Below are 23,993 nucleotides of genomic sequence, written 5' to 3' on the forward strand. Positions count from 1 at the left end.
TTGTCTTTTAAGCATCAATGTTCAGCTATAAACGAAGAGGCCCGTAAAAACGGGCCTCTCATCATTGACTATCCGATACATAACAGACATCGAAGAATCAAGAGGGTCAAAAGTAATTTGATACTAAGCCGGGTTAATTGTTCAAAATCCGCAACCACTTCACTTTCTTGTATACAACACCAAAGTTGATTGTGCTGTTTCTTGATAAGAAGAAGCGAGACTCTGAATATCTTTAACATTCGATGACGAGCCCGCCAGGATCTTAATGCTTCGTTTCCTCACATCACCTTTGTATTCTGAAATATTTGTACCTGCAATTGGGGCACCGCTGGTATCAGGATCGTACAGGATCTTGTGCGTTGAGGCCGTAGCCACCAGAGTTTCCTGACCGCATTTGCCTTCTTCGCAATCCACTTCAATAGTAAACTCCTTCTCGTCAACAGGGATTTCATGTACCTGCCCACCTTTGAAGCGCGTATCGGTACGGTACTGATTGGGAATAACCTTAATTTTTCTCATTCCGGCATCAACATAAAGCAAGTCCAAATAAAAATCCTTATTTGCCATAACATATATTTTCAGCTTTTCACCATGGTAGTACTCATGCTTATCGGTCCAGACCCGTACGTTGAGGAACGCATTAGGATCAGCGTTGAAGGATGGTCCTGCCGACATGTCTTTCAATACGTTAGCATCTACGCTTACCAGAGCAGAAAAAGAAGCTGTTAAACAAATTCCACTGGCATCGCTGAGCGGCTCAGAGTATACAATATCGCCAACTACTTCCACAGTCGCTGAAATAGCCTGTTCCACATTCTTGCCACTTATTTTTCCTCTACCAGTGTTGTCGGCTGTAAAGAAGGCTGAAACTCGAGAAACTGCTTCTTTCTTTGCTATTGTGACCGCGTCTCTCCGCGCAAACTGAACGGCCTGCTCCAAAGAAAGATTATGGCCAGCGCACCCAGTTCCTGTGGCAACAACTCTCTTGCTTTTAACAATATCTCCAAGGTTTTTACCCAAGAAATAAGGCTCCAACGATTCTTTGAGGTATTGCACAGATTCCCTTATAATTGCTGTATCCTCTTTCACTCCACCAATCTCAACTTCAAGATGTGAAAATCCGCTGCGAATTACCTCAAAACGTTCTATGGCTTTTTCTTCAAATTTTGTATTATTATCGGCAAAAAATTGCTCTAACTCTTTGATGGTCTTTTTATATATATTATATTTAATGTTATTAACAGTTATTGTTCGCTTATCAACACCAACCACGCAAGGTGTATCAGCCTTTTGTACGCATTTTTCAACGATCTGCTTTACAGTTACGTTTTCAATAGCACGAGCATGTACTGGTGAAAGTAATATAGTTAATATCACATACCATTTCATTTATTAACCTCCTTTGTTTTGCTAAGATCAACACCAGTTACATTGCCTTTAACGGTTTTTATCTCTTGATTGACGTTGTATTTCGTTTGTTCATCAGTTGAATCTAAATCTTTCGCATTAATACCTGTAACATTGCCTTCAATTTTATCGATTTTCTGATTAGCATTAACTGATGAATTTTTTTCAATTGGTTTATTTGATTTGTTAGCTTCTGATGTGTCAAACGTAATGCTTTTATTTCTCATATCAATAGCAGCTTTAGTTGGTTTCTTAAGAGCTAAATATGCAATAATACAAACTATTAACAACGCCGTTATAGCCTTGATTAACAACTTTATAGTATCGTTACTCATAACTATTCCCCTTATAAATGTCTAGAATCTGACCGGCAAGTTACCGAAAATGCTGCTTTCTACAACCAATTACCTATCAACAAAAACGGCGACCAGTAATAGGGGTGGCTGTGACTCTGCATGATCTCCATCTGGGCCTTTTGCAGTGCCGAAGCCTTGCTTGTTCTTGGCTGCTTCAGGTAGTTGTAGAATTTCTGCACCAATTGTGCTGTGACTTCATCAGAAATCTCCCAGAGCGTTGCCAAAGTGCTCTTCGCTCCTGCCTTGACTGCTATACCCGCGAGCCCGAGCACTGCCCGGTCATCTCCAGCAGCAGTCTTGCAGGCGCTCAGCGTCAGCAGTTCAATGGGTTCGTTGCGGTATCGGGTCGGCCGGATGAACTTGTCAAACTGCTCGAAGGTTATTAGGCCGTCCCAGGCCAATATGAACATGTTATGCATGTCACCGGCAAACTCGCCATGTGTTGCGAGATGTACATATGAATACGGTTTCTGTTCAAATTCTTTTTCCAGGGAATCTTTTACAAAGGATTCATTCAGGAGGGTTTTGCCTCTGAAGAGAGACTGAATCCCCGTCACCTCGTCCTGCACGCTCGGGAGTGCCGGGAAATCGTTTATTGACTTACTGATGCCGGCTAAAAGAATCTCCTGATGCTCAGAGTAGGTTCGGGGGGCCTGATTGATCAACTGCAGCCCCTGGGTTGTGGAGATCGTGTAGCGTGAAATAAGAAACTGTTTCCCGTCATGGAGCACTGCCATGGGAACCGTCCTGAGGATGCCGTCAGGAACGAATACCAGATGTTCGATCTTTTGCTGTTTCAGTACTTCTTCTATCGGGCGGATTATCAGTGTGTAAAGCTTATTTGCAAGATGCAGGTAATTGCCGGAAGAAGATGATGAAACTAAAGTCGTGAGCTCTCTGGCCTGTAAGCTGATCTGTTCGGCAGTGACGTCTGTCGTAAAGTGCTGGGGACCTGAAGGGAGATTCATGAGAATTTCCAGTCGTGTCGGCATTGAAATCAGGTAGATTACCGCTGTGGGACCGGGTTGCTGGCCTTGTCCCATACCTCGCAGGTCGCCGAGGCAGTTGTCCTTGAAATAGTCCTGGAGTTCTTCGGTACGCAGGTTTTCAACCGTGATCTGGACCTCTCTCAGGAGCCGTTCCCTCTCTGCCGGTTCAGCGTCAACACGGCTCCTGTTCAACAACAACTCGATAAACCCCAGATATACCGGTTCCACCATCTCTCTGAAGGAAACAGCCGAGTAAAAGGCTTCGGGTTTTATACTCCGGCGGAGTGCCTGGAGTGAACGAACCGCCATTCGGTAAGCCGCTATCGATGCATCTTTTTCACCGGAGTCATTCAGGATTCTTCCCAACTGCCACTGCCACAGGCAAAGAAGCTCAGGAGAGTTGATCATTTGGGCATGGAAAAGGGCCTCGCGAGTCAAGACCAGCGCCTTGTCCCGTTCGCCATTCTCATCGACCAATCCTCCCAGGTATCCTGCTGAATATGACATGAGCCTCGAATCGTTGCTTGAGCGAGCCGAACGGGCAGCTTCGGACAGAGCAGACACTGCATGTTTGCGATACGCCGAACCGTTGTTACCAAAACTTCCTGCCAGCCGCCTGAAACTCTGACCGATGCCGATAAGGGCTTCTCCCTTTGCCGTAGAATCGGGCCGATCCAGCCATATCTGGCCTGATTCCTCAAGACTCTTCACCGCCTCAACATAAGATCCGGCACTGACATAAAGCCGCCCCTGGTTGGCGAGCGCTGCGCCAAGCAGCTCCTTGTCTCCCGTCTGTCTCGCCAGTCGCACACTCTCACGATAGTGATGAGATGCTTCTTTGTACTTGGTGCGTGTCCAGTGCAGTGTACCGATATTATTGAGTATTGAGGCCGCCATAACAAGATCACCTTCACGACGGGCAATCTCCAGGGCTTCGCTCAGGCTGTTCTTCCCTCTGTCTGGGGGCAATAGTCTCAACGACCGTACCTTGTTGTTCGTTGCCATGGTCCCTTGATCAACAGAATGAGGGAATGGGATATAGAGAGAGCCGTACAGATTGAGCGCCTCCATCAACTGATGCAGCGTCCCCTTAGCCCTGACCTGCGGTATCAATGTGTCAAGCTCCTGTATTGCCCGGTCAGCCATTCCCTGTCGCGCCAGTTGCCTGGCCAGCGAAATCTTTCCGTCAATCTGTCCTGCAATCTTATCGTCTGAGGCTGGCACAAAGAGAGAGGGAGCCGATGGTTGTTCGGCGAAGGCGGATGAAACCGTTGCCGGTACAGTCATCAGGGCCAGGCATAGCACCAGAAAGAGGCGAATAACGATTCCACGGCTCATGGTTGTCACCTCACTTTCTTACTGAGTGACAATCGGGCGATCAGGATTGGGGGCGGCACCGGCGCTTTCCTGAACAGTGAAGCTGCTGATCTCTTCGTCCCTAGAGGCACACCGTTTTGGGGCAAGAGAGCTGATATCGATGATAGTATCCGGCATATCGGCAAGCGTAGCGCCGAGATCGGCAATCGGAGAGCTGATGAGAATGGTGCCTTGCAAGCCAAGGCGTGATGAGGCGCTGATGACGCTGCCGGTCTGGGACTTGATCAGGGAGGGAGTATCCAGGTTGATGTTGCCGCCGTTCCCCCCCTCGGCGTTGGCAATGATACTACTTTGATCGAGCACCAGATTCCGGGCGGCCAGATCGATATTCCCACCATTGCCGGTCCCGCCGTTGACCGACGTAGTAATCCTTGAGTTACGCAGGTCAACCAATCGCGGATCGATGAAGATGTTTCCGCCGTCGGCATTAACTGTTGCGGTCGTAATCGAACTGTTGTCCATCGTTACCTGCGATCCTGCGACAATGTTGATGTCACCGGCACGGCCTGTGCCGTTGCTCTCGGATGCGATGGCTCCGTTATTACCAATAATCAGCTTGCCAGCAGTCAGATGAATATCTCCTCCCTCGCCACTGCTGCCTGCAGCTGCTGAGGCGATTATACTTGCGTTATCCGTAATAAGGGCCATATCTGAAACATTGACTTTCAAGGTGCCGCCTTTGCCGGCTGACAACGTTGTGCCGGTTATTCGTGACGCGCCAGCCACTTTCAGCTGGGCGGCTTCAATAATCGCAGTGCCTCCATCGCCACTTCCTGCAGCAGCTTGAGTAGAAATGACTCCCCCATTAGTCAAGTTTACAAACTCAGCAGCTTTGATTGCTAATGCCCCACCCGTGGAGCCTGTGAACGTGATGCTGGATATATAAGTGCCCTTTCCATCTACATTTAATCTTCGGGTCTCTAATGTTACTGCTCCTGGAGCACCAGTACTTTCAGCAGAATTGGAAACGGAAATATTCGCGCCATTGGACATGTTCACGGAATCGCTGGCTCTGATTGACAATGTACCCCCTTTGCCGGCTGACCAGGTGTCACCGTTGATAGCAGCGTTATCAAGGTTCAGCCTGGTAGTTTCAATGGATGCAGTACCACCGTCGCCACTACCCTCCGCAGCTGAAACAAATAATTTCCCTCCACCATTCAGATTTATGGAGTCGAGGGCTCTGATTATCAAATTTGCTCCTTTGCCTGATGTCAATGTCGCACCAGATATGACCGAACGAGAACCGACGTTCAAATTGCCAGTTTCAATTGTTGCGAAGCCTGCGGCACCGCTCCCTGATATAGCTGAAACATCAATGGAGCTTTCATTTGTCAGGTTAATTGAATCGGACGCCTTGATTGACAAGGTACCGCCTGTTCCTGAGGAAAACGTTGAACCCATGATTAGCGAAGTGCCATCAAGGTTAAGTCTGGCAGTCTCAATCGTAGCAGTCCCAGAGTTCCCACTGCTTCCCTTTAGCGCAGAAACTGTAAGCATTCCACCATTAGTCAGGGTCATGGAATCGCTTGCCTTAATTGTCAAGTTCCCTCCCCTGCCGGAAGTTGCTGTACCCGCGGTAATAAGGGCATCGCTATCTATAGTTAACGTTGTGGTTTCAATCGTAGCATTACCGGCATTCCCACTTCCTTTATCAGCTGAGGAATATATTGAACCCTCATTCTTTAGAGTTATGGAATCAGCGGCCTTTATTGACAAGGTGCCTCCGTCACCTTCTGACTTTGTCACACAGGATATGCTCGAATTAACACCATCCACGTTTAATCGAGCTGATCCAATAGAGGCACTCCCCGACTTTCCGCTCCCTGCCGACGCTGCCACATAGATTTTCCCTCCATTAGCCAGATTAATGGAATTATGAGCTTTGATAAGCAAGCTCCCACCATCCCCCGTTGCGTATGTCGTCCCTGATATTATCGAGCGATCCACATTTAGATTGGTGGTCTCGATTGAAACACTGCCGGCGTTACCGCTGCCATCAGATGTTGAAACAGTGATCGCCCCCATATTTGTCAGGTTTACGGCATTACTTGCTTTGACCGACAAAAAACCGCCCATCCCGCTTGACCATGTAAACGCACTAAGTGAGCCAAAGCCATCAAGGTTCAATGTGGCGGTTTCAATGGTAGCGACACCAGCATTACCACTGCCAGCATTGGCTATTACTGAGATATCTCCCATGTTAGTCACATTCACGGAATCGCTGGTCTTGATCGACAAATCTCCTCCTTTACCGCTTGTCGATGTACAAGCCTTTATTCCCGATCCATAACCATCAATATTCAATCTGGTGGCCTCGATTGCGGCGTTGCCAGCATTGCCACTGCCAGCATTGGCTGAGACTGCAATACCGCCTCCGTTAATCAAATTAATAGAATCGCTTGCTTTAATTAACAAACTCCCTCCTACCCCGTTCGAAAGTGTATTCCCGAATATATTCGAACCGTCACCATCGATATTCAAACTGGAGGTCTCTATTTTTGCGGTGCCTGCGTTGCCACTGCTTCCAACTGCTGAAACTGAAATAGTCCCTCCATTTGTTAGATTTACAGAGTCGGCGGCCTTTATTGACAAATCTCCTCCTTTGCCCTCAGAAGAAGTTCCGCAGAATATACTTGAAGAATTTATGAACCGCCCATTCACATTCAATTGTGAAGTTTCTATTGTTGTAGTCCCCGCGTTACCGGTGCCCGTTTCTGCTGAAACGTTAATTTGTCCACCATTAGCCAGGGTTATTGAATCGGCAGTCTTGACTGCAAGGTCACCTCCCTTGCCCGCGGCATAAGCACTGGAGAAAACTGTCCCTTCATAAGACAGTGATATGGAGCCTGCACTATTGATTGATAACGTTCCCCCATCACCTTGTGATCTGGATTCAGACGATATTTTCGAAAACATCCCAATTGATAAATTCCCTGTTTCGATGCTTGCGGTGCCTGCATTCCCTTTGCCAGTAGTTGCAACCGATATAAAACCTCCATTTGTTAGGTTGACAGAGTCGGTTGCCTTAATCGACAAGGTGCCACCTTTGCCTACCGATGAAGTCTCACTGGATATGCCTGATAAATACAAGAAGTTACCAAACACATTCAATTTGTCAGTCTCGATTGAAGCAGTGCCGGAGTCGCCCTTCCCAGTTGCAGAAACAGAAATACGACCTCCTCTTGTCAGGTTGACAAAATCGCTGGACTTAATTACCAAAGATCCACCAACACCTTCTGATTTTGTTTCACCTAAAATTCTCGCTTCACTACCATCAACATACAATTCAGTGGTCTCAATGAAAGCAGTTCCTGCGTTGCCAGTACCTGCCTCCGATGAAACAGAAATTACACTTCCTTCAGAAAGTAATACGTAATCTTTGGCCTTGATTGACAACGAGCCTCCATAGCCAACAGAGAATGTCCCACTACTTATGTCAGCCTTCCCAATCAGTGACACGCTCTCACCATTTATTCGGATATTGCCTGCATTACCGGAACCATAGGCAAATGACCCCAAGCTTGATGAATCCAGCACAACAAGAGGAGAGGCAATAAATATGGACCCTCCTATGGAACCTGAATAAGTATTTGAATAAACGGCAGTGTTGTTTTTCAATTCCACGAGTTCACTTGCAGTTATGACTATGTCCTTGCCTCCATCGCTCCCCTCAGTATTTGATGCTATCCAGGCATTATCGGCAAAAAATTGTCCTCCAGAGATAAAGATGCTTCCCCCGCCGGAACGATCGCTATTGGTCGCAATGTCGTAATAATTACGATCCGTGGCAGTTCTGATAATTGAGATTGCCCCCATTTTATTGAAGTTGGAGACATCAATCCCGGAAGTGGTTAGTGCTAGTTCTCCTGAAGAGCCGACCGCAGCAAGATTCACCCCACCTCCTGGAGCCCAAAGAAGCGAGTAATCTACTGAATTAGTTAAGGTAAGGTCACCGCCGATCAGGCTAAGTGTTTGCCCTTCCAACACTCCCAACAAGCTGTCAGTGACAGTAATCGGTGCCGGCGTGGTCGTAACAAATCCGAACGCCGACGGCGGCGCCGATGTCAGCAGTGAGGCCTGTGGGTTACGGGCATCAAACCGGCCGTCAATCCCGAGTTTCAGGTAATCTGCGGTGGTCGCATGGAACGAACCGGTGACATCGAGGCTGGCGTTTGGGCCGAACATAATGCCAGAGGGGTTCACGATATATAGGTTGGCACCGGGAATGGTCGATCGGATGGTGCCATCAATTGAGGATGCCGATCCGCCGGTGACCCGGCTGATGATATTGGTTACGGAAGCCGGACCGGAAAACGTCGCAATATCGTTTTTCACTAGATTGAACTGGGAGAAGCTGTGAAAGAGGTTGCCGCCATGCTGCCTGCCAAGATCCGCGGTGATGGCATAATTTGGGCCTGTCAGTGGGGTGCTTCTCCCCATGCTGCCATCCGTCACTATTCCTGCCACCGCGAATTTCAGAGTAATAATCGTAGGTAACAGTAAAAAAAAGGCGATGATACTGGCTTTGCGGAACCCGTTAGCGCTCATATCAGAACACCTCCGCTTTCAGCTGAAAATGTACCCCTTGATCGGATAACTCTCTGCTGTTCACATGAACCTTGTTTACCCCGTAGCCGTAATAAACCTCGAGGAGAATGCGATTCCTGATACTCCATCCCACCCCGCCACCGACCCCCACAATGGTATCGGGTTGCGGCGTTTCATAATCGGCATTCCACCCCCACCCGTAGTCAACAAAAGGAATGGCCTGAATCGTCCCCCATCCATTTTCATCCTGCAACAGGGGGATTCGCAGCTCGATGGAACTGTTGACCCCATTATCCCGAACAAGCGCATTATTCCGGTACCCGCGTACACTGTTCATCCCCCCCAGGCCGAACCGCTCGATAGAAAGCAGGCTTTCAGCGGCCATCTGGGCATTTGTTCTGAGCATCAACTGCACTGGTGTCTGCCCGACCCGGCTCAGAAACAAGAACTGCCCCAACCAGGAAAAAAAGCGGCTGTCTGGCTCATTCACATTGGTAGTGGACCCAAGAGTTGCGATACCGATATTGATTGTCGAATTTATGGCCAGGATACTGCTGCTGTCCCTGTGCAGAAATTCCTGCCCAATCCGAAGCACACTGACCCTTGCCACACCGTCATGCTCTCCCGGCGAAAATGAAAACGGTCGGCCCAGCAACCATGAATGGCTTTCGCGGAATTCACCAGCCACGGATAGAGCGATCTCTTTGTTGGCTGTTCTGTTCACAGGGTGACGCAGTTTCAGACCGTACGTCTCGGAACGGCTCTTGATATCCATATCCTGGTATAATTCTTCAGTTACGGTGCTCTCGTTGCGGCGATAGTACAGGGAAAGGGTCGAATCGTAAGTAGAGACGGGGATTGAATAACTGGTGCCAAAATCCAGAGCGCCCTCGGTGATACCGATATCCGCTGCCAAAGTATCTCCGAACCCCAGAAGATTAAGATGGGCGAGCGATAGGTCTCCCCGAAGTTCTCCGGTGCTGGGTGCAGCGTCGTTGTTGAAGCGAAGCGACATACGATAGGGGGATGACTCCTCAATTTCAACGTTCAGCTCTGCTTCTCCCAGAGTATTACCCGGCTGCAGATCAGCATTGATCCTCCTGATCCGCTGATCCTGCTGGAGTAATTGCAGTGCCTCCTGCAATGAATTCAAATTGAGGGGTTCCGATGATCCATTCCTCAATCTGTTGCTGATGTAACTTTCGCGGAAATGTTTCAGGCCGGATATCTGTATGCCGGCAAGTCTGCCTTCGATCACTCTGAAATTGATTATGCCGTTTTCCACCTGCTGATCCGGGAGAATTACTCCGGAGTTTATAAAGCCCTTTTTGACATATAGATAGATGAGTTCCTGGCGAAGCTCCTCTATCTGTTCAATGCTCAATTTTCTTCCGGTGTATTTTCCGGATACTGTGGCAAGTTCCTCAGCTGGAACCGCTTTGTTTCCGGTAAAGGTAAACTGGTTTACAAATACATTTGAAATTGTGGAGAGTTTGGCGCCAGATGAAGCCTCATCACTCTGGGTAATGCCGGTGGCGGACACAGTTGTACTGCAAATGGCAACAAGGAGATAGATGAGAGCAATGAGAATATATCGATTCACAACGCACTCCCAAGTGGATCGAATCCATATTGTTTTATTTCCTTGAACTCACATGTTTCACTAGAAAACAAAAAACCGAGCCGCTTGAAGGTCTCCTTTCGGAGAAGACTTCCAGCAACCCGGCTGACTGGGTGATTTTAGGAGTTAGTCCCGTGGCTTTCCGTCCCCAGGTTTCCCAGGGTTTGGCAATAAATTTTAATAAACTATATTTAGTAATAACAATTTGTCAATACTGACATCGGTCGGCAAGAGTGGACAGCAATTTAGTCAAGCGGCATTTGTTATTGATAGAATTGACGTTCAAATACAGCCGGTGAACATTTCCCATCCTCGTCTGGGTTATCTCCGCGCCTTGCCAGAGACGGCATCGATCGTGATCCTGAATACCCGGGTGCATTTGCCGTCCGAATCGATATATCGAAGCCCGGACTCGCGAAAATCAGAGGAATACTTTACCACTAACCCCTCCAGCCCTCTCTGCTTCTCGGCATCAAATACCTCTTTAGCCCGTCCTGAGACAATGACACTCTCATAGCGGGTGGAAAACTTGTCCGGCAAAACCTCGGTCGCTCCTACAACGCAGAACGACACCCGGTTGTCGGCCGCGATGTTTTCCAGCTTGTGTCCTTCCATGGCACAGTGGAAATAGACCGCATTGTCGATGACACAATAGCTGAGCGGTACGCCGTAGGGCGCTCCATCGGGTGAAACGGTGGAGAGCACCCCAAATTCACCACATTCCAGCAATGCCCTTGCTTCAGATTCGCTTATTCCCCGATCTTTGCGGCGAAGTTCATGGCTCATTTTACTCGCTCCCTCTCCCGGCAAGTCTGGCCCCAGCTCAAACGACCGCTGGCAGTTACTGCGGGAATGGCTATTCTCATTCCATTTACCCGGAACAAACGTACAACATTGACACTCATCTCAGGGGCAAGAAGATTTTTTCAAATAATTCCCTTTACCTTCAACGCCTCCATCACAAGTTTTTGCCGCAACCCGGCATCTGCCGGTGTAGTAATGTTCATGTTCATGGCAAAGAACCAGACGCCTTTTATTGTTTCCACATATCCGACATACCAGCCGATCTGCGGCGCCGTCGAAATGCCGAAACCTGCCCAGCCTGTCTTGGCCCGCAGGGTGTAGATGGGGGTCTGTTCGATGACCATCAGTTTCTTGAGCAGTTCGTAGGAGGTGGCCTTGAAAGGAAACTCCCGGCGGTACACTCGCTTCAGAAAGGTAATATGCTCCACGGCGCTGATCCGTAAATCACCTTCCAGCCAGAAGTTATCCACCTGCGGATAGGCTTGGCTATTGCCATACTGCAGTTTAGTCAGCCACGCGTTGTAGCGTTCCGTCCCCACCCGCCGGGCCAATTCCTGGTAGCACCAGATACACGAAGACTTGAAGGCGCTTTCCAGCGTCTGATCCTTGTTCCAAGCCGCCACACCCCTGTCAGTGCCATCCCATTTCCAGACCTGCTTCTCATCGGCAAGGATTCCCTCCTCAAGCGCAATCAGGGTGTTGGGTATCTTGAAGGTAGAGGCAGGCAGCATCCGGGCAACAGCGTTTTCGTCGTTGTGACGGTACGTGATGGCCCCATCCAGGGATGAAATGACCATCGTTCCCTGGACGCTTTTTTCCTTAAATAGCCGGGCAATGTCCGCATCCTCGGCAAAGGCGGAGGAGGCAAGCGTAAGCATGAGAAGGGCAAGGATTGGGAATATGCGGATCATGGCGTTTTCCTTTCACAAAGCAAGGTGCCGTTCAATGAATGGGGCTGTTCGCCGGTGTGCCCATCGATTGCCCTCCGGGAAGAATGTTTTTACTGGTAGTAGGACGAGAAGTACGATAACGGTGGCACGTTCTTTTGCGCCTCCGCATCTAGCGGCCCGTAATATAAGTCGCATAAGCCGCGAGGCGTGTACTCACCGCGTACCAGCCGTTTGATGCGTGTCACCCGCTCCTGGTTGCGTGCAGGATGCTTCACGATGTCGAAGACTTCTGGTGCGATGATCATGGCCACGATGGCGATATACTCGTCTTCGTTGAGCTCCGTAAATGGCTTGTGAAAGTAGACATTAGCCGCCTGTTCGAAACCTTGCACCTTCGGGCCGAGATACGCCGTATTGATGAATCTTCGCAATTGACTCTGCTTTGACATCAAGGGGTCGAGCGCATAGGCGGCTATCAGCGTCTGCTTGATCTTGGCAAAGCCGGGAGTGAATTTCTCGAAGTAGAGATGTTTTACCAGCCCCTGGGTGATGGTGGTAATCCCGGCTCCGGGGGTAGAGAAGTCTACTCCGCCATGCTCGAAGAAGCGGGGGTCTTCCACCTTCAAAAGGATCTCCAGTTGCCGCGGCGTAAGAGACGAGACCTCAAGCGGATATTGCGCACTGCTTTCTCCGGGCACTACTGAGGTAACAGTGAAGTTTCGTGCTTCATAGATCGCTGCGGCATAGTACGCAACAATGATTATTGCGATTAGAAGTCCGGCTATGGCCGTACGTTTCATGGCATTACCAATATTCATGTTCGTGATCGCTTTATTGTCAGTGACAAGCGTATTAAGCCGCTTCGTAGATATGGCCGATTACTTCAAGGGACTGTGTACCGGAACCCGAAAGGCTCCCATATATGCCATGATTGTCCCGATGCAGAACAAACCCGGCACAGTCCCTTCCCCATCGCACTTCACAGACAACTTGCCGGCCGTCCCTGGCCGTCTTCACGATATCCCCTTCATAGATTTCCGTGCCATGCATATCCGCAAACCCGGTGAACTGCATATACCGAAAATCCCCTACTTCTCCGGCAAGAGAGCGTATTGACAGTTCCATTATTTCTTCCCACGGCCACATGCACCTGCTGTTTGCCCCCCAGGCCCTGAACTTGAATTCTCTCATGGTCCATATCTTCCTTTGCCCGGAAACATCGTGTCTCCAGCGTCCGGAAATGACTACTGGAGACACGATGCCGTTACTATTCAGCGCAAACGTTAATTCTTACGACGCGAAGCGCGCCGCCATCCGCCTCTGCAGCTCCTCCGCCGATACATCCTCTACATGTGTCGCCAGGTTCCATATGTTGCCGAACCGGTCTTTTACCGCGGCCAATCGGTCGCCCCAGAACTGGTCGGCCGGCGCCATCGTGGACGCCGCTCCGGCCTCCAGGGCGCGATGGTAGACAGTATCCATGTCATTCACGTACAGATAAAATGCGCCCGGCATTGGTACGCAATCTCCTCCCATCGGTTCGCCCAGCATGATAATAGAGTCGCCGATCCATACTTCGGCATGGGCAAGGGCACCATTTGGCATCATGATCCGCTCCTTCTCGCGGGCATCAAACGCCTGCTTCAGGAATTCGATCAACTCTACGGCGCCAGCGACTGTCAGAAAGGGGGTTACGGTGTGGTATCCTTCGGGAATCGGTTTCACGCTCATCTTCATTTCTCCTTTGCGATTGATTTGTCGAGCATCAGCTCTCAAATACCACACTACGGAAAAACACTGTCAGAACCTGTCAGTAGTGTCGGGCTGTTTCAGCTAACCCGGATCGCGCATGCCGACAACACTCTGCAGATAGTGGGCAATGCTGATATTGTCCGTTGGCTTAAAGTTCTCTTCCAGCGGTTCCAGCGCCTCAAAACGGTCAAAGCGAAAGTTCCGATAGGCGCTGCGCAGCTCGCACCAGGCCAGCAGGGTCCATTTTCCGGACCAGCCGACGATCCCCAACGGCCAGACAATTCTCTCGGTCTTCTCCTGCTTTTCATCCAGATAGACCGCCCGGATCTTCTGCCGGTTCTCGCAGGCCCGGCGCAGTTTGCCATGGACCTCGCGCAGCCTGTCGTCCCTCTCCAGCACCGGAATCCGGTACGGTTGCTGTTCTGCATGCCTCTGCAGCGGCTCCGTCAGGATGGACCTTATTTTTAATTCCGCACTGCGCGCCCCCTGCGCCAGCTCAGGATCGGTAAACGCCTGTACCATGCGGCTCCCGACGATCAGTGCCTGCAGCTCGTCAGGGGTGAAGATGAGTGGCGGCAGGTGATTGCCGGGATGGAGCAGGTAACCCACCCCCGGCTCACCCTCCACCGGCACCCCGGAGAGGGTGAGAGACTGCACGTCCCGGTAGACGGTGCGGACCGAAACACCCATGGTGGTCGCAATCGCCTCCGCCGTCATGGCGGTGCGCCGGGAGCGGAGCAGCATCACCAGCTGAAACAGTCGTTCGGCCTTGTTCATGACGGGTCTTTACTCATGATGCGTGCTGACGTTTGATCCGCTTTCCGCATCACCTGGTGCCTGCTGACACTCGGTGCACCACCTGCTCCACCCGAATGCGGTTAGGGTCCATGCGTCGGTACTCATTGTGCCGGTTCGTAGAAGCACATCTTCGGCGAACCGACCTTTCCCTGTTTCTTCAGCGCGGCCAGGATCTTGGCCACCTCTGCCTTGTCCAGCCCTGCTGCCTCGGCGATGTCTCCCGCCTTGAGCGGTTTGCCCGCCGTAGTCAATACTCCCAGAATGATCGATTCCTTGTCTGCCATAACATTATCCTCCTTTGTCGATTGCTGTTGCATGGCGACCACGCGCCACTTTAGTTCTACCATCGAGATCTCAATTTTGGTGGCAATCCACCACTGATTGCCGAATCAGTCGCACCAGTCAACGAGTTTCGATATTGTGTTGAAATTGCGCGTCGTCGCCTTTACCTTCAGCCGGCTCTCGAAAAAATTGTTGGTGAACCGGGAGTCGCTGTGCCTGGTGGCATAGAGCGTATAGAGCGCATAGTCGGTAACCCGAATGGCGTCGGGGCCGCAGTCGATGGCAAGAAGCTCCCGGAGACGCGCCGGATCAGGCGGCGTCTGGAACAAGGTAAAATAGAGCTTCGAATTGTCGGCATCGGCAAAAGGGTTGTACGCCAGGATACGTCGGAACTCCTCAGGGGTGCGGACTATTACTGCTATCTCCGCGCCGATCTTCTCCCTGATGGTGTCGTGAACAAGCTGCTCCAGAGTGGCGGCATCGCAGCTGGCAGCGGCGACTACGTTGCCGCTCTGGATGTAGGTCCGTACGCCGACCAGGCCGGCTTCGATGAGCGCAGTACGCAACTGCGCCATCGGAACCCGGTTGCGGCCGGTCGGCATCACCCCGCGCAAAAGAATTACGTAGCTATTTCTTTCCGTCGCTGCGATCATCGCTTGGCCTCCCATAAACGAATGAACCGTCAGGCCGGGCTGACTGCGTCAAGCCAGATCTGATCGGTTCAAGGCAGCTGTCCCTGTCGCCGGCAAAAGAAAACCCTTTCTATGTAGTATAGCAAACGGAATGGGTCACGCCGTTTTCGACGAACGGCAGGAGAACATCGATGAACGGCTATAGTTGCGCCAGGTAGTCGATGTATCCTGCGTAGCGTCCTTGGCTGCCGAATTGGCAAGGTGTGCTTTTGTTATGATCCGGAACAGGAGCAGGAACATGAACAGGCAAGTCCGTTGGCCTTCTGAAAAGCTTCTCTCCCCTCGCGTACGGAAAGTGCGGCAATAATCAGCGAGCCGATGGCATCCAGATAGCCGATACCGGTGAGGGTGTAGCCGATACTGGCGAGCAAAAGAGCCACGGAGAGTTGCAGGCAGGTACGGGTGCAGGCGGCATCGGCCAGAATGGCTGGCGAGTTGAGGGCAGTGCCCACCTTGACCTTGTAGTGGATCAGCATCCTCATGGCGATGATCGATACCACGGATACAATGATGCCCCAAACGGTTGTGACCGGTTTATGGTTCTGCAGGATGGAAACTCCGGCAGTCAGCATCATACCGCCGGCAAGAAGATAGAATGATCCTCCGGTAATGCGCAAAGCCTTTCTTTCGAAGGGATCACGATCCTCAAGATCACCTTTCCCCAAACGGCGAACCATGTGCCAGATGCCGATGCCGGAGATCACTTCAACAAAGGAGTCGAGACCGAAACCGAACAAAGAGATCGTTTCATCCTCGGCACCAAACCAGACGGAAATGACGCCTTCGGCGATATTGTAGAAAATAGTGATCAGTGCCAGCAAAGCAGCGGTTCTGTACAGATGTTGCAGCCGGAGCATTTTATGACAAAACATGTTGTAATCCCTTATGTATATCGAACCTCTAATATTGAGAAAAGATAAGAAAATTATGTGGCAATACTGCTGTCAGGTAAAGAACAACATTTTCTCCTGTGACGGTAATATCACTTACTGCCGGAAATCGCCAACGCCTTCTGCCCGACAAGCGCCTGGGCAGCGCAATGCTTTGATTGTACAGGGAATATTTAAGCAGGCGCACGTGGCAGGAGAATCTAAAGTCGCAACATTTGTTGCGACATACACATCGCTTTATGCCGAAATAGAATCGCAACATCAGCATATTATGCGCTGACTCTGCTGGAATCGACAGCAAATGCTACAGAAGAACACCATAGCCGAATTTAACAAAAAGGGCTGTAATTGCCTTAAAATATTGAACAGATTAATTCGCTGAGAAAGGCATGATTGATGCTGAATCTTTGCAAGTGCTGTGAAAGAAGCCAACGTTATAGGAGATACTATGAAGGATGACTCACCGCGCCTTTTCACTTCGTCAAATGTAGATTTTCTCTCCATCAACACCATCCGCTTTCTCTGCATAGATGCCGTGCAGAAGGCCAACAGCGGTCACCCTGGAATGCCTATGGGTGCGGCTCCCATGGCTTATATCCTCTGGAACCGTTTCCTTAACCACAACCCGGCAAACCCCGGCTGGTTCAACCGTGACCGCTTCGTTCTTTCCGCGGGCCATGCATCGATGCTCCTCTACGGCCTTCTCCACCTTACCGGCTACGATCTGCCGCTGGAGGAGATCAAACAATTCCGGCAAAGGCAGAGCCGAACCCCCGGTCATCCGGAACGGGGCCATACTCCCGGAGTAGAGGTAACCACCGGACCTCTCGGCCAGGGATTCGGCAACGGTGTGGGAATGGCTATGGCTGAAGCGCACCTTGCAGCCCGTTACAATCGCCCCGGATTCGATATCATCGATCACTTCACTTACGGGATAGTCAGCGATGGTGACCTGATGGAAGGGGTTGCAGCAGAGGCGGCCTCGCTTGCCGGCCACCTGCAGCTAGGCAAGCTGATCTATCTCTACGACGACAACCGAATTACCCTTGCAGCGGCAACCGACCTGAGCTTCACCGAGGACCGCGCCCAGAGATTTGCCGCCTATGGATGGCACGTGCAGACGGTGTCAGACGGCAATGACCTGGAAGCAATCCATAGCGCCCTTGACACCGCGCGGTCCACTGCGGACAAGCCCTCGCTCATAATCGTCCGGACCCATATCGGCTTTGGCTCCCCGCACAAGCAGGACTCGTTCGAGGCGCACGGCTCACCACTGGGAGAGGAAGAAGTACGCCTCACCAAGGAAAACCTGGGATGGCCGGTTGAACCTGCTTTTTTCATTCCCGATGAGGCGCTGAATCATTTTCGACAGGCAGTCGCACAAGGCAAAGAAGTTGAGGAAAGATGGAACACATTACTGTCCGGCTATGCACGCGAGTACCCGGAACTTGCCCGTGAGCTGCAACTTGCGATGGCAGGGGGCCTCCCGGAAGGGTGGGACGCAGATATGCCTTCCTTTCCAGCTGACCCAAAAGGGATGGCAAGCCGTGTTGCCTCGGGGAAAATATTGAATGCCATTGCCCCCCGCCTTCCCGCTCTGGTTGGCGGTTCAGCAGACCTCAACCCGTCGACCAATACCGCTCTCAAAGGGATGGGGGATTTCGAAGGTTCCGAAATACCGCTCGCCGACCGGCAGGGGATTGTTGGCGGAGAATGGGGCTACAGCGGGCGCAACTTCCATTTCGGCGTTCGCGAGCACGCCATGGCTGCAGCCCTTAACGGCATGGCTGCACATGGAGGGGTCATCCCTTTTGGTGCCACCTTTTTCACGTTTTCCGATTACCTCCGTCCGTCGCTGCGGTTGGCGGCGCTTATGGGGCTGCATGTCATCCACATATTCACCCATGACAGCATCGGGATCGGTGAAGACGGCCCCACCCACCAGCCGATTGAACACCTTGCCGGCCTCAGAGCCATACCCAACCTCCCAGTTATCCGTCCAGGCGATGCCAACGAAACCGCTGTAGCCTGGCAGGCAGCGCTTGAGAGCCCCGGACCGGTTGCGCTCATTCTCTCCCGCCAAAACATCCCGACTCTGGACCGGGATCGTTATGCCTCGGCAGCAGAGCTTATGCGAGGGGGATATGTTGTTGCCGATGCAGCTGGAGGAACACCAGACCTCATACTGATTGCCACCGGCTCAGAACTACATCTGGCAGTGGCTGCCCAGGAGGAACTCGTCCGGCAGGATATCCGGGCCCGAGTTGTGTCAATGCCTTGCTGGTTGTTCTTTGATCGGCAGAGTCAGGAATACCGCGACTCGGTTCTCCCGCCGCAGGTGACGAAGCGGTTGGCCATCGAAGCGGGTTCTCCGCTCGGCTGGCATCGCTACGTAGGAGACAGCGGTGATATTCTCGGTATCGAGCAGTTCGGCGCTTCGGCGCCGGGAGAGATCGTGCTTCGTGAAAACGGCTTCAGCGTGGAGAATGTTTGCCAGCGGGCGCTCGCACTGCTGGGGCGACAGACGTAAGGATATTGATGGAGCCCAAAACTTTCCTGGCTGGTCACCTCACTACTGCTATGGGGAAATCCGGCACCGTCTGCGGCTTGGCCGTGGTCGGCGTCTGCCTCCCGTCGGTCAGCTCCTTGACCCGTTCGGCCAGATAGAGATCGAGCATGTTTATGGTGATCCGCCCCTTGCCGGTAAAGTCGGCCTTTCCGGACACCCCTTCTAGCAACGCCTTGGTGAAGGCGCCGTTGCCCCAGGACTCGTCTTCCAGCGAATACTGGCGCCCGGTGGACGACGCAAAGACCACGGTGCCGATCTCGGCAGAGGCCAGTTCGTTCACCACGGCGTTGATGTCGGCAACTGCCCGGCGGCTCCCCATGACATTACCGGAATGGCAGGTGTCCACAAAAAGCAGGGCCTTACCGGCAAGCGCCATGAGAGAGTTCCTGATCTCGGTAAAGATGATACCGGTGCTCTTCAACTTGGCAAGATCGGCATTGACAGGCAGATAGTAGTAGACGCCGTTCGGATCGGTGACCCCATGTCCGGCGAGAAACAATATGGCAACATCCTTGGCCGTAGCCTGCCGTTGCAACCATTCCAGCCCGTCCAGCACCGCCTCGCGGGTGGCGGAGCTATCGGTGATCACTTTGATGGTCACGTCGCGGTACAACCCTCCTTTCTGTTTCATGAACTCCACGGCAAAATCACGGGCATCCTTGGCAGCAAAAGCGAGCTGCAAATCCTTGTCCGGATAGGCGCCAACCCCTACGGCCAGCATGTAGAGCTTTGGCTGGATGGAAAAACCGTCATCCTGCGCAGCGACTGTTGCCCGCCGCAGATGGATGATGGCCGGCTCGCCCGCGCCGTTGCGGTTCTCGGCAATGACGGCCAGTTCGGCATCCCCCTCCCCCACTCGGACATGCACTAGCCGTTTGTCGGGTTGACCGGCAACCACCTCGATCCTTGCCGCTGCCGGTCTGCCGCCTGCCAGCACCTTCAGTCCGGTGACCGGTTCGCCGGAAGGCGAGCGCACCACCACGGTCAAGAGCGCCTCTTCACCATCAAGCAGGCTCAGGTTCTCGGGCGACACGATCACAGCCACCGGCGGCAGCAGTTTCTGCACGCTCCGGCTCTTCTGGCGGGCTCCCCCTCTGCCGTTCGCAGCGTTCAGCGCTGCCTGTTCGTCCTTTAACTCAAGGATAACCGCCACAACGTCGGGCCGGTAATAATCGGCGCGAAAGCGGGCCACCCCGAAGAAATCCGCCGCTTTATCGCTACCTGCGTTCAGATGCCAGCCAACCAGTTCTTCAGCGCCGGGTGCGGCGTCATAATAGCCGGACGGCGTCCAGAGCACCCAGCGGCGGCCATCGGCATGCGGGAAGAGCGCCAGCAGTTCCCTGCCATCCTGAAGGCGGTACCAGCGGATAGTGCCGTCACCCATGGCTGCAGTCACAAGGCCGGTTGCGGAGCTGTTCACGCTCCATACCGTTCCGGGTGCCGAGACTTGCCACTGCTCCTTTCCGGCACGGTCAAAGCAGCGTAGCGTCCAATCGGTGCCGAGCAGCAGTGCCGCGCCCTGTCCGGCAACGGCCATGCTGCGGCTCACTTCAAACTGATCCAGCCTCAGCTTCCTGGCATTCAACTTCGGCTCAGTGCTGTCCTGCCAGTCACTCACCTCAAGCCCCCCGGCAGCGGCAACCGGCAGCAACAGTTGGGGAGACCGCTCCGGAAGCTTGGTCAGGATACGATCCCGCAGCGAAAAGAGTCTCATCCCCCCGTCAGCCCCGCGAAACTGCACAGTGGCACCATCTACACTCACCCGCAGGTCGCTCCGCCCCTCACGAAAATCAGCGAAGGCCGGCGACAACCGATACTTCACCTTACCCCCCGGCCCGGCAACCCCCAACTCAGGGCTGGCGGCCGCATAGGCAATGCTGCCGTCGGCCAGTGCCAATAGATGCTGGATACTGCTCCCGGCAAGAGGCAGATCGACACCTCTCCCTTTGCCGCCATCGGCCCAGGTGCGAACAAGGAATGATCCCGAAGAGCGGCAACTGCCGGCACCATAGAGCGTGCCGCCGTCCGGAGACCAAGCCACGCTGACCAGCGCCCCGCTCCCCAACCCTTTGGTATCCGGCTCGATCAGGAGCGAAAGATCCAGACCGGACAGCACCGCAACATGAGGCGTATCGCTGTTACCCACGGCCAACCGGCCTCCGTCCGGAGAAAAGGCTAGATCGTACGGCCGGGCGATATTGGCGAACCTCTTTTTGGCAACCAGCCGGAACTCCCGGTCATACAGCCTTACGAACCCGTCCCAGGCAGACGTGGCAAGACGTCCGGAATTGTCAAACGTCACCCCATAGGCATCGTCGCCATAGTCGGAATCCAGCGCCACCGGCTGCCAGTCAGCGGTGCGCAGTATTGCCACTCCCTTGCCAGCCCCCATTATGACGGCCAGGTAACGGCCATCGGAAGAAAACGCCAGCCCCTTGACGATGTTGGGAAACCCGGAGAGCCGTTTGGTCAGCTCTCCGGAAGAACGGTCGAAAAGGTATATGCTTGCCTTTTTCTCCTGTTCCCAGCCGGTCCAGCCGCCGCAGGCAACCGTACGGCCATCGGGCGACAATGCCACGCCATAGATCTTCCCCTCGTGCCCCTTACCTATGGGTGGACGCAGGATCTTCGCCGGGAGCAACCCGTTTCCGTCCTCCAGATCCCACACCCGAACCGTCTTGTCATCCGAGGCCGACACCAGCCAGCGGCCTGAGGCATCGGTTGCCAGACGTCGCACCAAAGCCGTGTGCATGCCGGTCTCCAGACGCAGGACCGGCTGCTGCGGTTCCGCCCCCCAGGCACCGGTGGAAAAGACTAGTAATAGAATAATGAGCACCCGTTGCATGTAATCCTCGGTTCAATTCGCTGCCATAAGCAGCCAGCCGCCGACCCTGGCGTCACCGTTCACCAGAAAGGCGATGCCGGACTTTGCATACAGATGCCAGATACCCTGGCGGCTCGAAATTATGCGGGTTGCACTACCGTACTTCTCCAACAGTTGCGCAGCCGGGCTGCCAATAGCTATCCCCCGTGCCGTAACTCCGGGGTATCCCGCCAGGGTAGCGACAATGGCTGTCTGCCTGTTGCCGCTCAGCACTACGGCGGCATCCCACCCCTGACCGGTTCGGGAGAGGATGGAGATCGACTGCTGCCCCGCAGCGGTGGCATGAAGGGTATAAGTCCTGGTCTCCCTGTCTTTCGGCAGGCCGTCCCAGGGAGAAATGCCGGCAATGGTCTCTTTCCCGCCGGGCAGTTCGGCGCCGGGTGGTGCGACCGTCGGGAAGTTGCCCTTCAGTACAGCCAGGTTTGCGCCGCCAAACGGCTGATTACCCTTCTCCGCCGCAATGAAATCGGCCTTAGCGCCCTCAATGTCGCCGGTCAAGGCCAGTGCAATTCCGCGTACTGCCAGGGCATTGGCGGCAGTGGCCGGTTCATCGGACGCGCGGGCCAGTTCCAGCCCCTTTTTGGCAGTCACCACCGCCTGATCGTTGTCGCCCAGGAGGCTCTGCACCGAGGCCAGATTCACATAGGCCGTGGCATACCGTTTGTCCTGGCGGATCGCCTGCTCGAACCACTCCTGAGCCGTCAGCAGGAGCTGGCTGCGTTTTTCGGCCTGATCATCGATTCCGCGGGTCTTGAGCCGATTTCCTTTCAACCTGGTATCGGCATCGAACTCGAATGGATAGGCATACTTCACACTCCCCGGCCGAAACAGCGCCACGGCAGCCTGGGCATAGGCGACCCCGGCATTGGTGCAGATCTCCCGGCTCGGAAAGATAGATGCCAGATGGCTCAAGAGACGGCCCGCATCTTCGTATTTACCCGCCACCAGAAGCCGGGTGGAGGTGTCGAATAGCGGTATGAGCCGCGCCAGATCTGCAGCGCTCCGCTCGGTGATAGCCTTGCGTTCGTTGCGGGAGGGGTAATTGTCGATCTTGTCCGGAATCCGGTATTCGGCGTAAAGCGCATCCAGTACCCGGGGACCGACGCTGAGTGTGTCATAGCCTGCTAGAAAGCTGTAGAAGCCACCGAAGTAATCGGCCTCTGTCTCCCGCTTGACCGCATCCTCATAGGTGGCGGCCTTGATCATCTGCTTTCCCATGTCGGTAGAGACAAAGGCGTTGCCGAAATCACCCACCCAGCCATGGCGCATGTAGTAATGGGTCAGCTCATGACCGAGCAGGAAGGCAATGCCGTTGTCCCGATCCGGACCGAGCCGTCCCATCAGTTCCACCGCCCGTTCCTCAATGGCAATATATCCTTCGACCAGTGTACTGCCGGGAATACCGATACCCCCCTCGCTCCCGGCATCGGAAATGGCCACGGCAAAGCCGGGCCGGACCGTTCCGGGCACAACCAATAACCGCGGCGGCCGGCGGCCGGTGCCAAAGGAGTTGGCGATGGTATCGTAGATCCGTTTGACCTGCTGAAAAGTCGGATGCGAGACCGGCAGCGATTCGACGGCAAACGCAGGCACAGATGCCAACAGAACCAGCAGCAACGGCAGCCATGTCGATATATGCCGGGATCTGTGAATCATTACTGCACCCTGACGCTGAAAATCTCCTGGGTGATCCCCCCCTTGCCGTCGCCGATGGTAACACGCAGCTTATGGTTACCGCTCGGGATCTTGGCCTGCTCCATGTTGATCCCCTCGGGGGTTACATACGGCTTGACCCTGTTGGTCAGATCCAGGGTGACGAACTTAAGAGCCTCAACCTTGAGGCTGGCCGGATCGACCGAACTCCCCGGTTTGGGGACGAATTTCACGGACAGCCTGAATGGCGACTGCTGCTCCTTGCCAGTGTCCGGGGCCAGCACCTTGATGGCCGGGCCGCTCTTCGGCAGGTCGGCGGTATAGCCAAACGACTTGGCCTCGGCCATGGCCCCCTCCTCAGGAGTCAAAAGATCTACCGGCTCCTCTTTGATCAGGTCAACGGCATAGGCAATTCCTGCCAGGGAAATCAGGATACCAATGGTTATGATTATGCGTTTCATGGTCTGAATCTCCTTTT

At 53.2% G+C, this 23,993-nt stretch carries 18 protein-coding genes and 1 riboswitch; of the genes, 1 reads left to right on the forward strand and 17 read right to left on the reverse strand.

Annotated elements, in window-relative coordinates; genetic code table 11:
* Positions 1-159 precede the first annotated feature (159 nt).
* The 14 genes from OR1_RS20720 to OR1_RS08525 form a co-directional block, all read right to left on the reverse strand.
* On the reverse strand, positions 160-1,389 hold the full coding sequence (locus OR1_RS20720; protein ID WP_052440342.1) for a DUF4384 domain-containing protein: 1,230 nt from the start codon (positions 1,387-1,389) through the stop codon (positions 160-162).
* Positions 1,386-1,742, reverse strand: a complete 357-nt coding sequence (locus tag OR1_RS08465) for a hypothetical protein (RefSeq protein ID WP_041971256.1) — start codon at positions 1,740-1,742, stop codon at positions 1,386-1,388. The genes OR1_RS20720 and OR1_RS08465 overlap by 4 nt, the downstream gene beginning before the upstream one ends.
* A 59-nt stretch (positions 1,743-1,801) precedes the next feature.
* On the reverse strand, positions 1,802-4,090 hold the full coding sequence (locus OR1_RS08470) for a CHAT domain-containing protein (RefSeq protein WP_052440343.1): 2,289 nt from the start codon (positions 4,088-4,090) through the stop codon (positions 1,802-1,804).
* Positions 4,091-4,108: 18 nt separating this feature from the next.
* The gene (locus tag OR1_RS08475) at positions 4,109-8,680 is read right to left on the reverse strand and encodes an S-layer family protein (RefSeq protein ID WP_041971257.1); all 4,572 of its coding nucleotides are present in this window, start codon (positions 8,678-8,680) and stop codon (positions 4,109-4,111) included.
* 1 nt (position 8,681) lies between these two features.
* Positions 8,682-10,283, reverse strand: a complete 1,602-nt coding sequence (locus tag OR1_RS08480; RefSeq protein ID WP_052440344.1) for a ShlB/FhaC/HecB family hemolysin secretion/activation protein — start codon at positions 10,281-10,283, stop codon at positions 8,682-8,684.
* 110 nt (positions 10,284-10,393) lie between these two features.
* A riboswitch (cyclic di-GMP riboswitch) is annotated at positions 10,394-10,480 on the reverse strand.
* Positions 10,481-10,622: 142 nt separating this feature from the next.
* Positions 10,623-11,087 carry a pyridoxamine 5'-phosphate oxidase family protein gene (locus tag OR1_RS08485; protein ID WP_041971258.1) on the reverse strand — a complete coding sequence of 155 codons (465 nt, stop codon included), beginning with the start codon at positions 11,085-11,087 and terminating at the stop codon, positions 10,623-10,625.
* A 140-nt stretch (positions 11,088-11,227) separates the two neighbouring features.
* Positions 11,228-12,016 carry a class D beta-lactamase gene (gene blaOXA, locus OR1_RS08490; protein WP_041971260.1) on the reverse strand — a complete coding sequence of 263 codons (789 nt, stop codon included), beginning with the start codon at positions 12,014-12,016 and terminating at the stop codon, positions 11,228-11,230.
* A gap of 89 nt (positions 12,017-12,105) precedes the next feature.
* Positions 12,106-12,795, reverse strand: coding sequence for a transglycosylase domain-containing protein (locus OR1_RS20725; protein WP_160295230.1), 690 nt, complete (start codon positions 12,793-12,795; stop codon positions 12,106-12,108).
* Positions 12,796-12,847: 52 nt separating this feature from the next.
* Entirely contained in the window at positions 12,848-13,186 is a 339-nt protein-coding gene (locus OR1_RS08500) for a YopX family protein (RefSeq protein ID WP_052440346.1), read from the reverse strand.
* Between the two features lie 99 nt (positions 13,187-13,285).
* Positions 13,286-13,726 (reverse strand): glyoxalase/bleomycin resistance/extradiol dioxygenase family protein, encoded by a 441-nt coding sequence (locus tag OR1_RS08505; protein ID WP_041971261.1) that lies wholly within the window; start codon positions 13,724-13,726, stop codon positions 13,286-13,288.
* Between the two features lie 102 nt (positions 13,727-13,828).
* On the reverse strand, positions 13,829-14,524 hold the full coding sequence (locus OR1_RS08510; RefSeq protein ID WP_041971263.1) for a YafY family protein: 696 nt from the start codon (positions 14,522-14,524) through the stop codon (positions 13,829-13,831).
* 122 nt (positions 14,525-14,646) lie between these two features.
* Positions 14,647-14,892, reverse strand: a complete 246-nt coding sequence (locus tag OR1_RS08515) for a helix-turn-helix domain-containing protein (RefSeq protein WP_202812038.1) — start codon at positions 14,890-14,892, stop codon at positions 14,647-14,649.
* 42 nt (positions 14,893-14,934) lie between these two features.
* Positions 14,935-15,480 (reverse strand): DUF1697 domain-containing protein, encoded by a 546-nt coding sequence (locus tag OR1_RS08520; RefSeq protein WP_041971265.1) that lies wholly within the window; start codon positions 15,478-15,480, stop codon positions 14,935-14,937.
* A 251-nt stretch (positions 15,481-15,731) separates the two neighbouring features.
* Positions 15,732-16,391: a cation transporter gene (locus OR1_RS08525; protein ID WP_041971266.1), complete on the reverse strand. Its 660-nt coding sequence runs from the start codon at positions 16,389-16,391 to the stop codon at positions 15,732-15,734.
* 466 nt (positions 16,392-16,857) lie between these two features.
* Between OR1_RS08525 and tkt the strand changes: the two genes are divergently transcribed.
* Entirely contained in the window at positions 16,858-18,939 is a 2,082-nt protein-coding gene (tkt, locus tag OR1_RS08535) for a transketolase (RefSeq protein WP_041971268.1), read from the forward strand.
* A 34-nt stretch (positions 18,940-18,973) separates the two neighbouring features.
* Here tkt and OR1_RS08540 read toward each other — a convergent pair whose 3' ends face one another.
* Genes OR1_RS08540 through OR1_RS08550 form a run of 3 tightly spaced genes read right to left on the reverse strand, consistent with a single transcriptional unit; the run spans position 18,974 to position 23,976 of the window.
* Positions 18,974-21,823, reverse strand: a complete 2,850-nt coding sequence (locus OR1_RS08540) for a caspase family protein (RefSeq protein WP_041971269.1) — start codon at positions 21,821-21,823, stop codon at positions 18,974-18,976.
* A 12-nt stretch (positions 21,824-21,835) separates the two neighbouring features.
* Positions 21,836-23,518, reverse strand: a complete 1,683-nt coding sequence (locus OR1_RS08545; protein ID WP_041971270.1) for a hypothetical protein — start codon at positions 23,516-23,518, stop codon at positions 21,836-21,838.
* On the reverse strand, positions 23,518-23,976 hold the full coding sequence (locus OR1_RS08550; protein ID WP_152609846.1) for a hypothetical protein: 459 nt from the start codon (positions 23,974-23,976) through the stop codon (positions 23,518-23,520). Before OR1_RS08550 ends, OR1_RS08545 begins: the two co-directional genes overlap by 1 nt.
* Between the last annotated feature and the right edge of the window lie 17 nt (positions 23,977-23,993).

Origin of the sequence: Geobacter sp. OR-1 (assembly GCF_000813145.1) — a bacterium.
Lineage (GTDB): Bacteria > Desulfobacterota > Desulfuromonadia > Geobacterales > DSM-12255 > Geoanaerobacter.

Coding starts and splice junctions, on each gene's coding strand:
- OR1_RS20720 (WP_052440342.1), bottom strand. CDS start 1,389: ATGAAATGGTATGTGATATTAACTATATTACTTTCACCAGTACATGCT.
- blaOXA (WP_041971260.1), bottom strand. CDS start 12,016: ATGATCCGCATATTCCCAATCCTTGCCCTTCTCATGCTTACGCTTGCC.
- OR1_RS08520 (WP_041971265.1), bottom strand. CDS start 15,480: ATGATCGCAGCGACGGAAAGAAATAGCTACGTAATTCTTTTGCGCGGG.
- OR1_RS08540 (WP_041971269.1), bottom strand. CDS start 21,823: ATGCAACGGGTGCTCATTATTCTATTACTAGTCTTTTCCACCGGTGCC.
- OR1_RS08515 (WP_202812038.1), bottom strand. CDS start 14,892: ATGGTAGAACTAAAGTGGCGCGTGGTCGCCATGCAACAGCAATCGACA.
- OR1_RS08475 (WP_041971257.1), bottom strand. CDS start 8,680: ATGAGCGCTAACGGGTTCCGCAAAGCCAGTATCATCGCCTTTTTTTTA.
- OR1_RS08510 (WP_041971263.1), bottom strand. CDS start 14,524: ATGAACAAGGCCGAACGACTGTTTCAGCTGGTGATGCTGCTCCGCTCC.
- OR1_RS08505 (WP_041971261.1), bottom strand. CDS start 13,726: ATGAGCGTGAAACCGATTCCCGAAGGATACCACACCGTAACCCCCTTT.
- OR1_RS08485 (WP_041971258.1), bottom strand. CDS start 11,087: ATGAGCCATGAACTTCGCCGCAAAGATCGGGGAATAAGCGAATCTGAA.
- OR1_RS08465 (WP_041971256.1), bottom strand. CDS start 1,742: ATGAGTAACGATACTATAAAGTTGTTAATCAAGGCTATAACGGCGTTG.
- OR1_RS08550 (WP_152609846.1), bottom strand. CDS start 23,976: ATGAAACGCATAATCATAACCATTGGTATCCTGATTTCCCTGGCAGGA.
- OR1_RS08525 (WP_041971266.1), bottom strand. CDS start 16,391: ATGTTTTGTCATAAAATGCTCCGGCTGCAACATCTGTACAGAACCGCT.
- tkt (WP_041971268.1), top strand. CDS start 16,858: ATGAAGGATGACTCACCGCGCCTTTTCACTTCGTCAAATGTAGATTTT.
- OR1_RS08500 (WP_052440346.1), bottom strand. CDS start 13,186: ATGAGAGAATTCAAGTTCAGGGCCTGGGGGGCAAACAGCAGGTGCATG.
- OR1_RS20725 (WP_160295230.1), bottom strand. CDS start 12,795: ATGAAACGTACGGCCATAGCCGGACTTCTAATCGCAATAATCATTGTT.
- OR1_RS08470 (WP_052440343.1), bottom strand. CDS start 4,090: ATGAGCCGTGGAATCGTTATTCGCCTCTTTCTGGTGCTATGCCTGGCC.
- OR1_RS08545 (WP_041971270.1), bottom strand. CDS start 23,518: ATGATTCACAGATCCCGGCATATATCGACATGGCTGCCGTTGCTGCTG.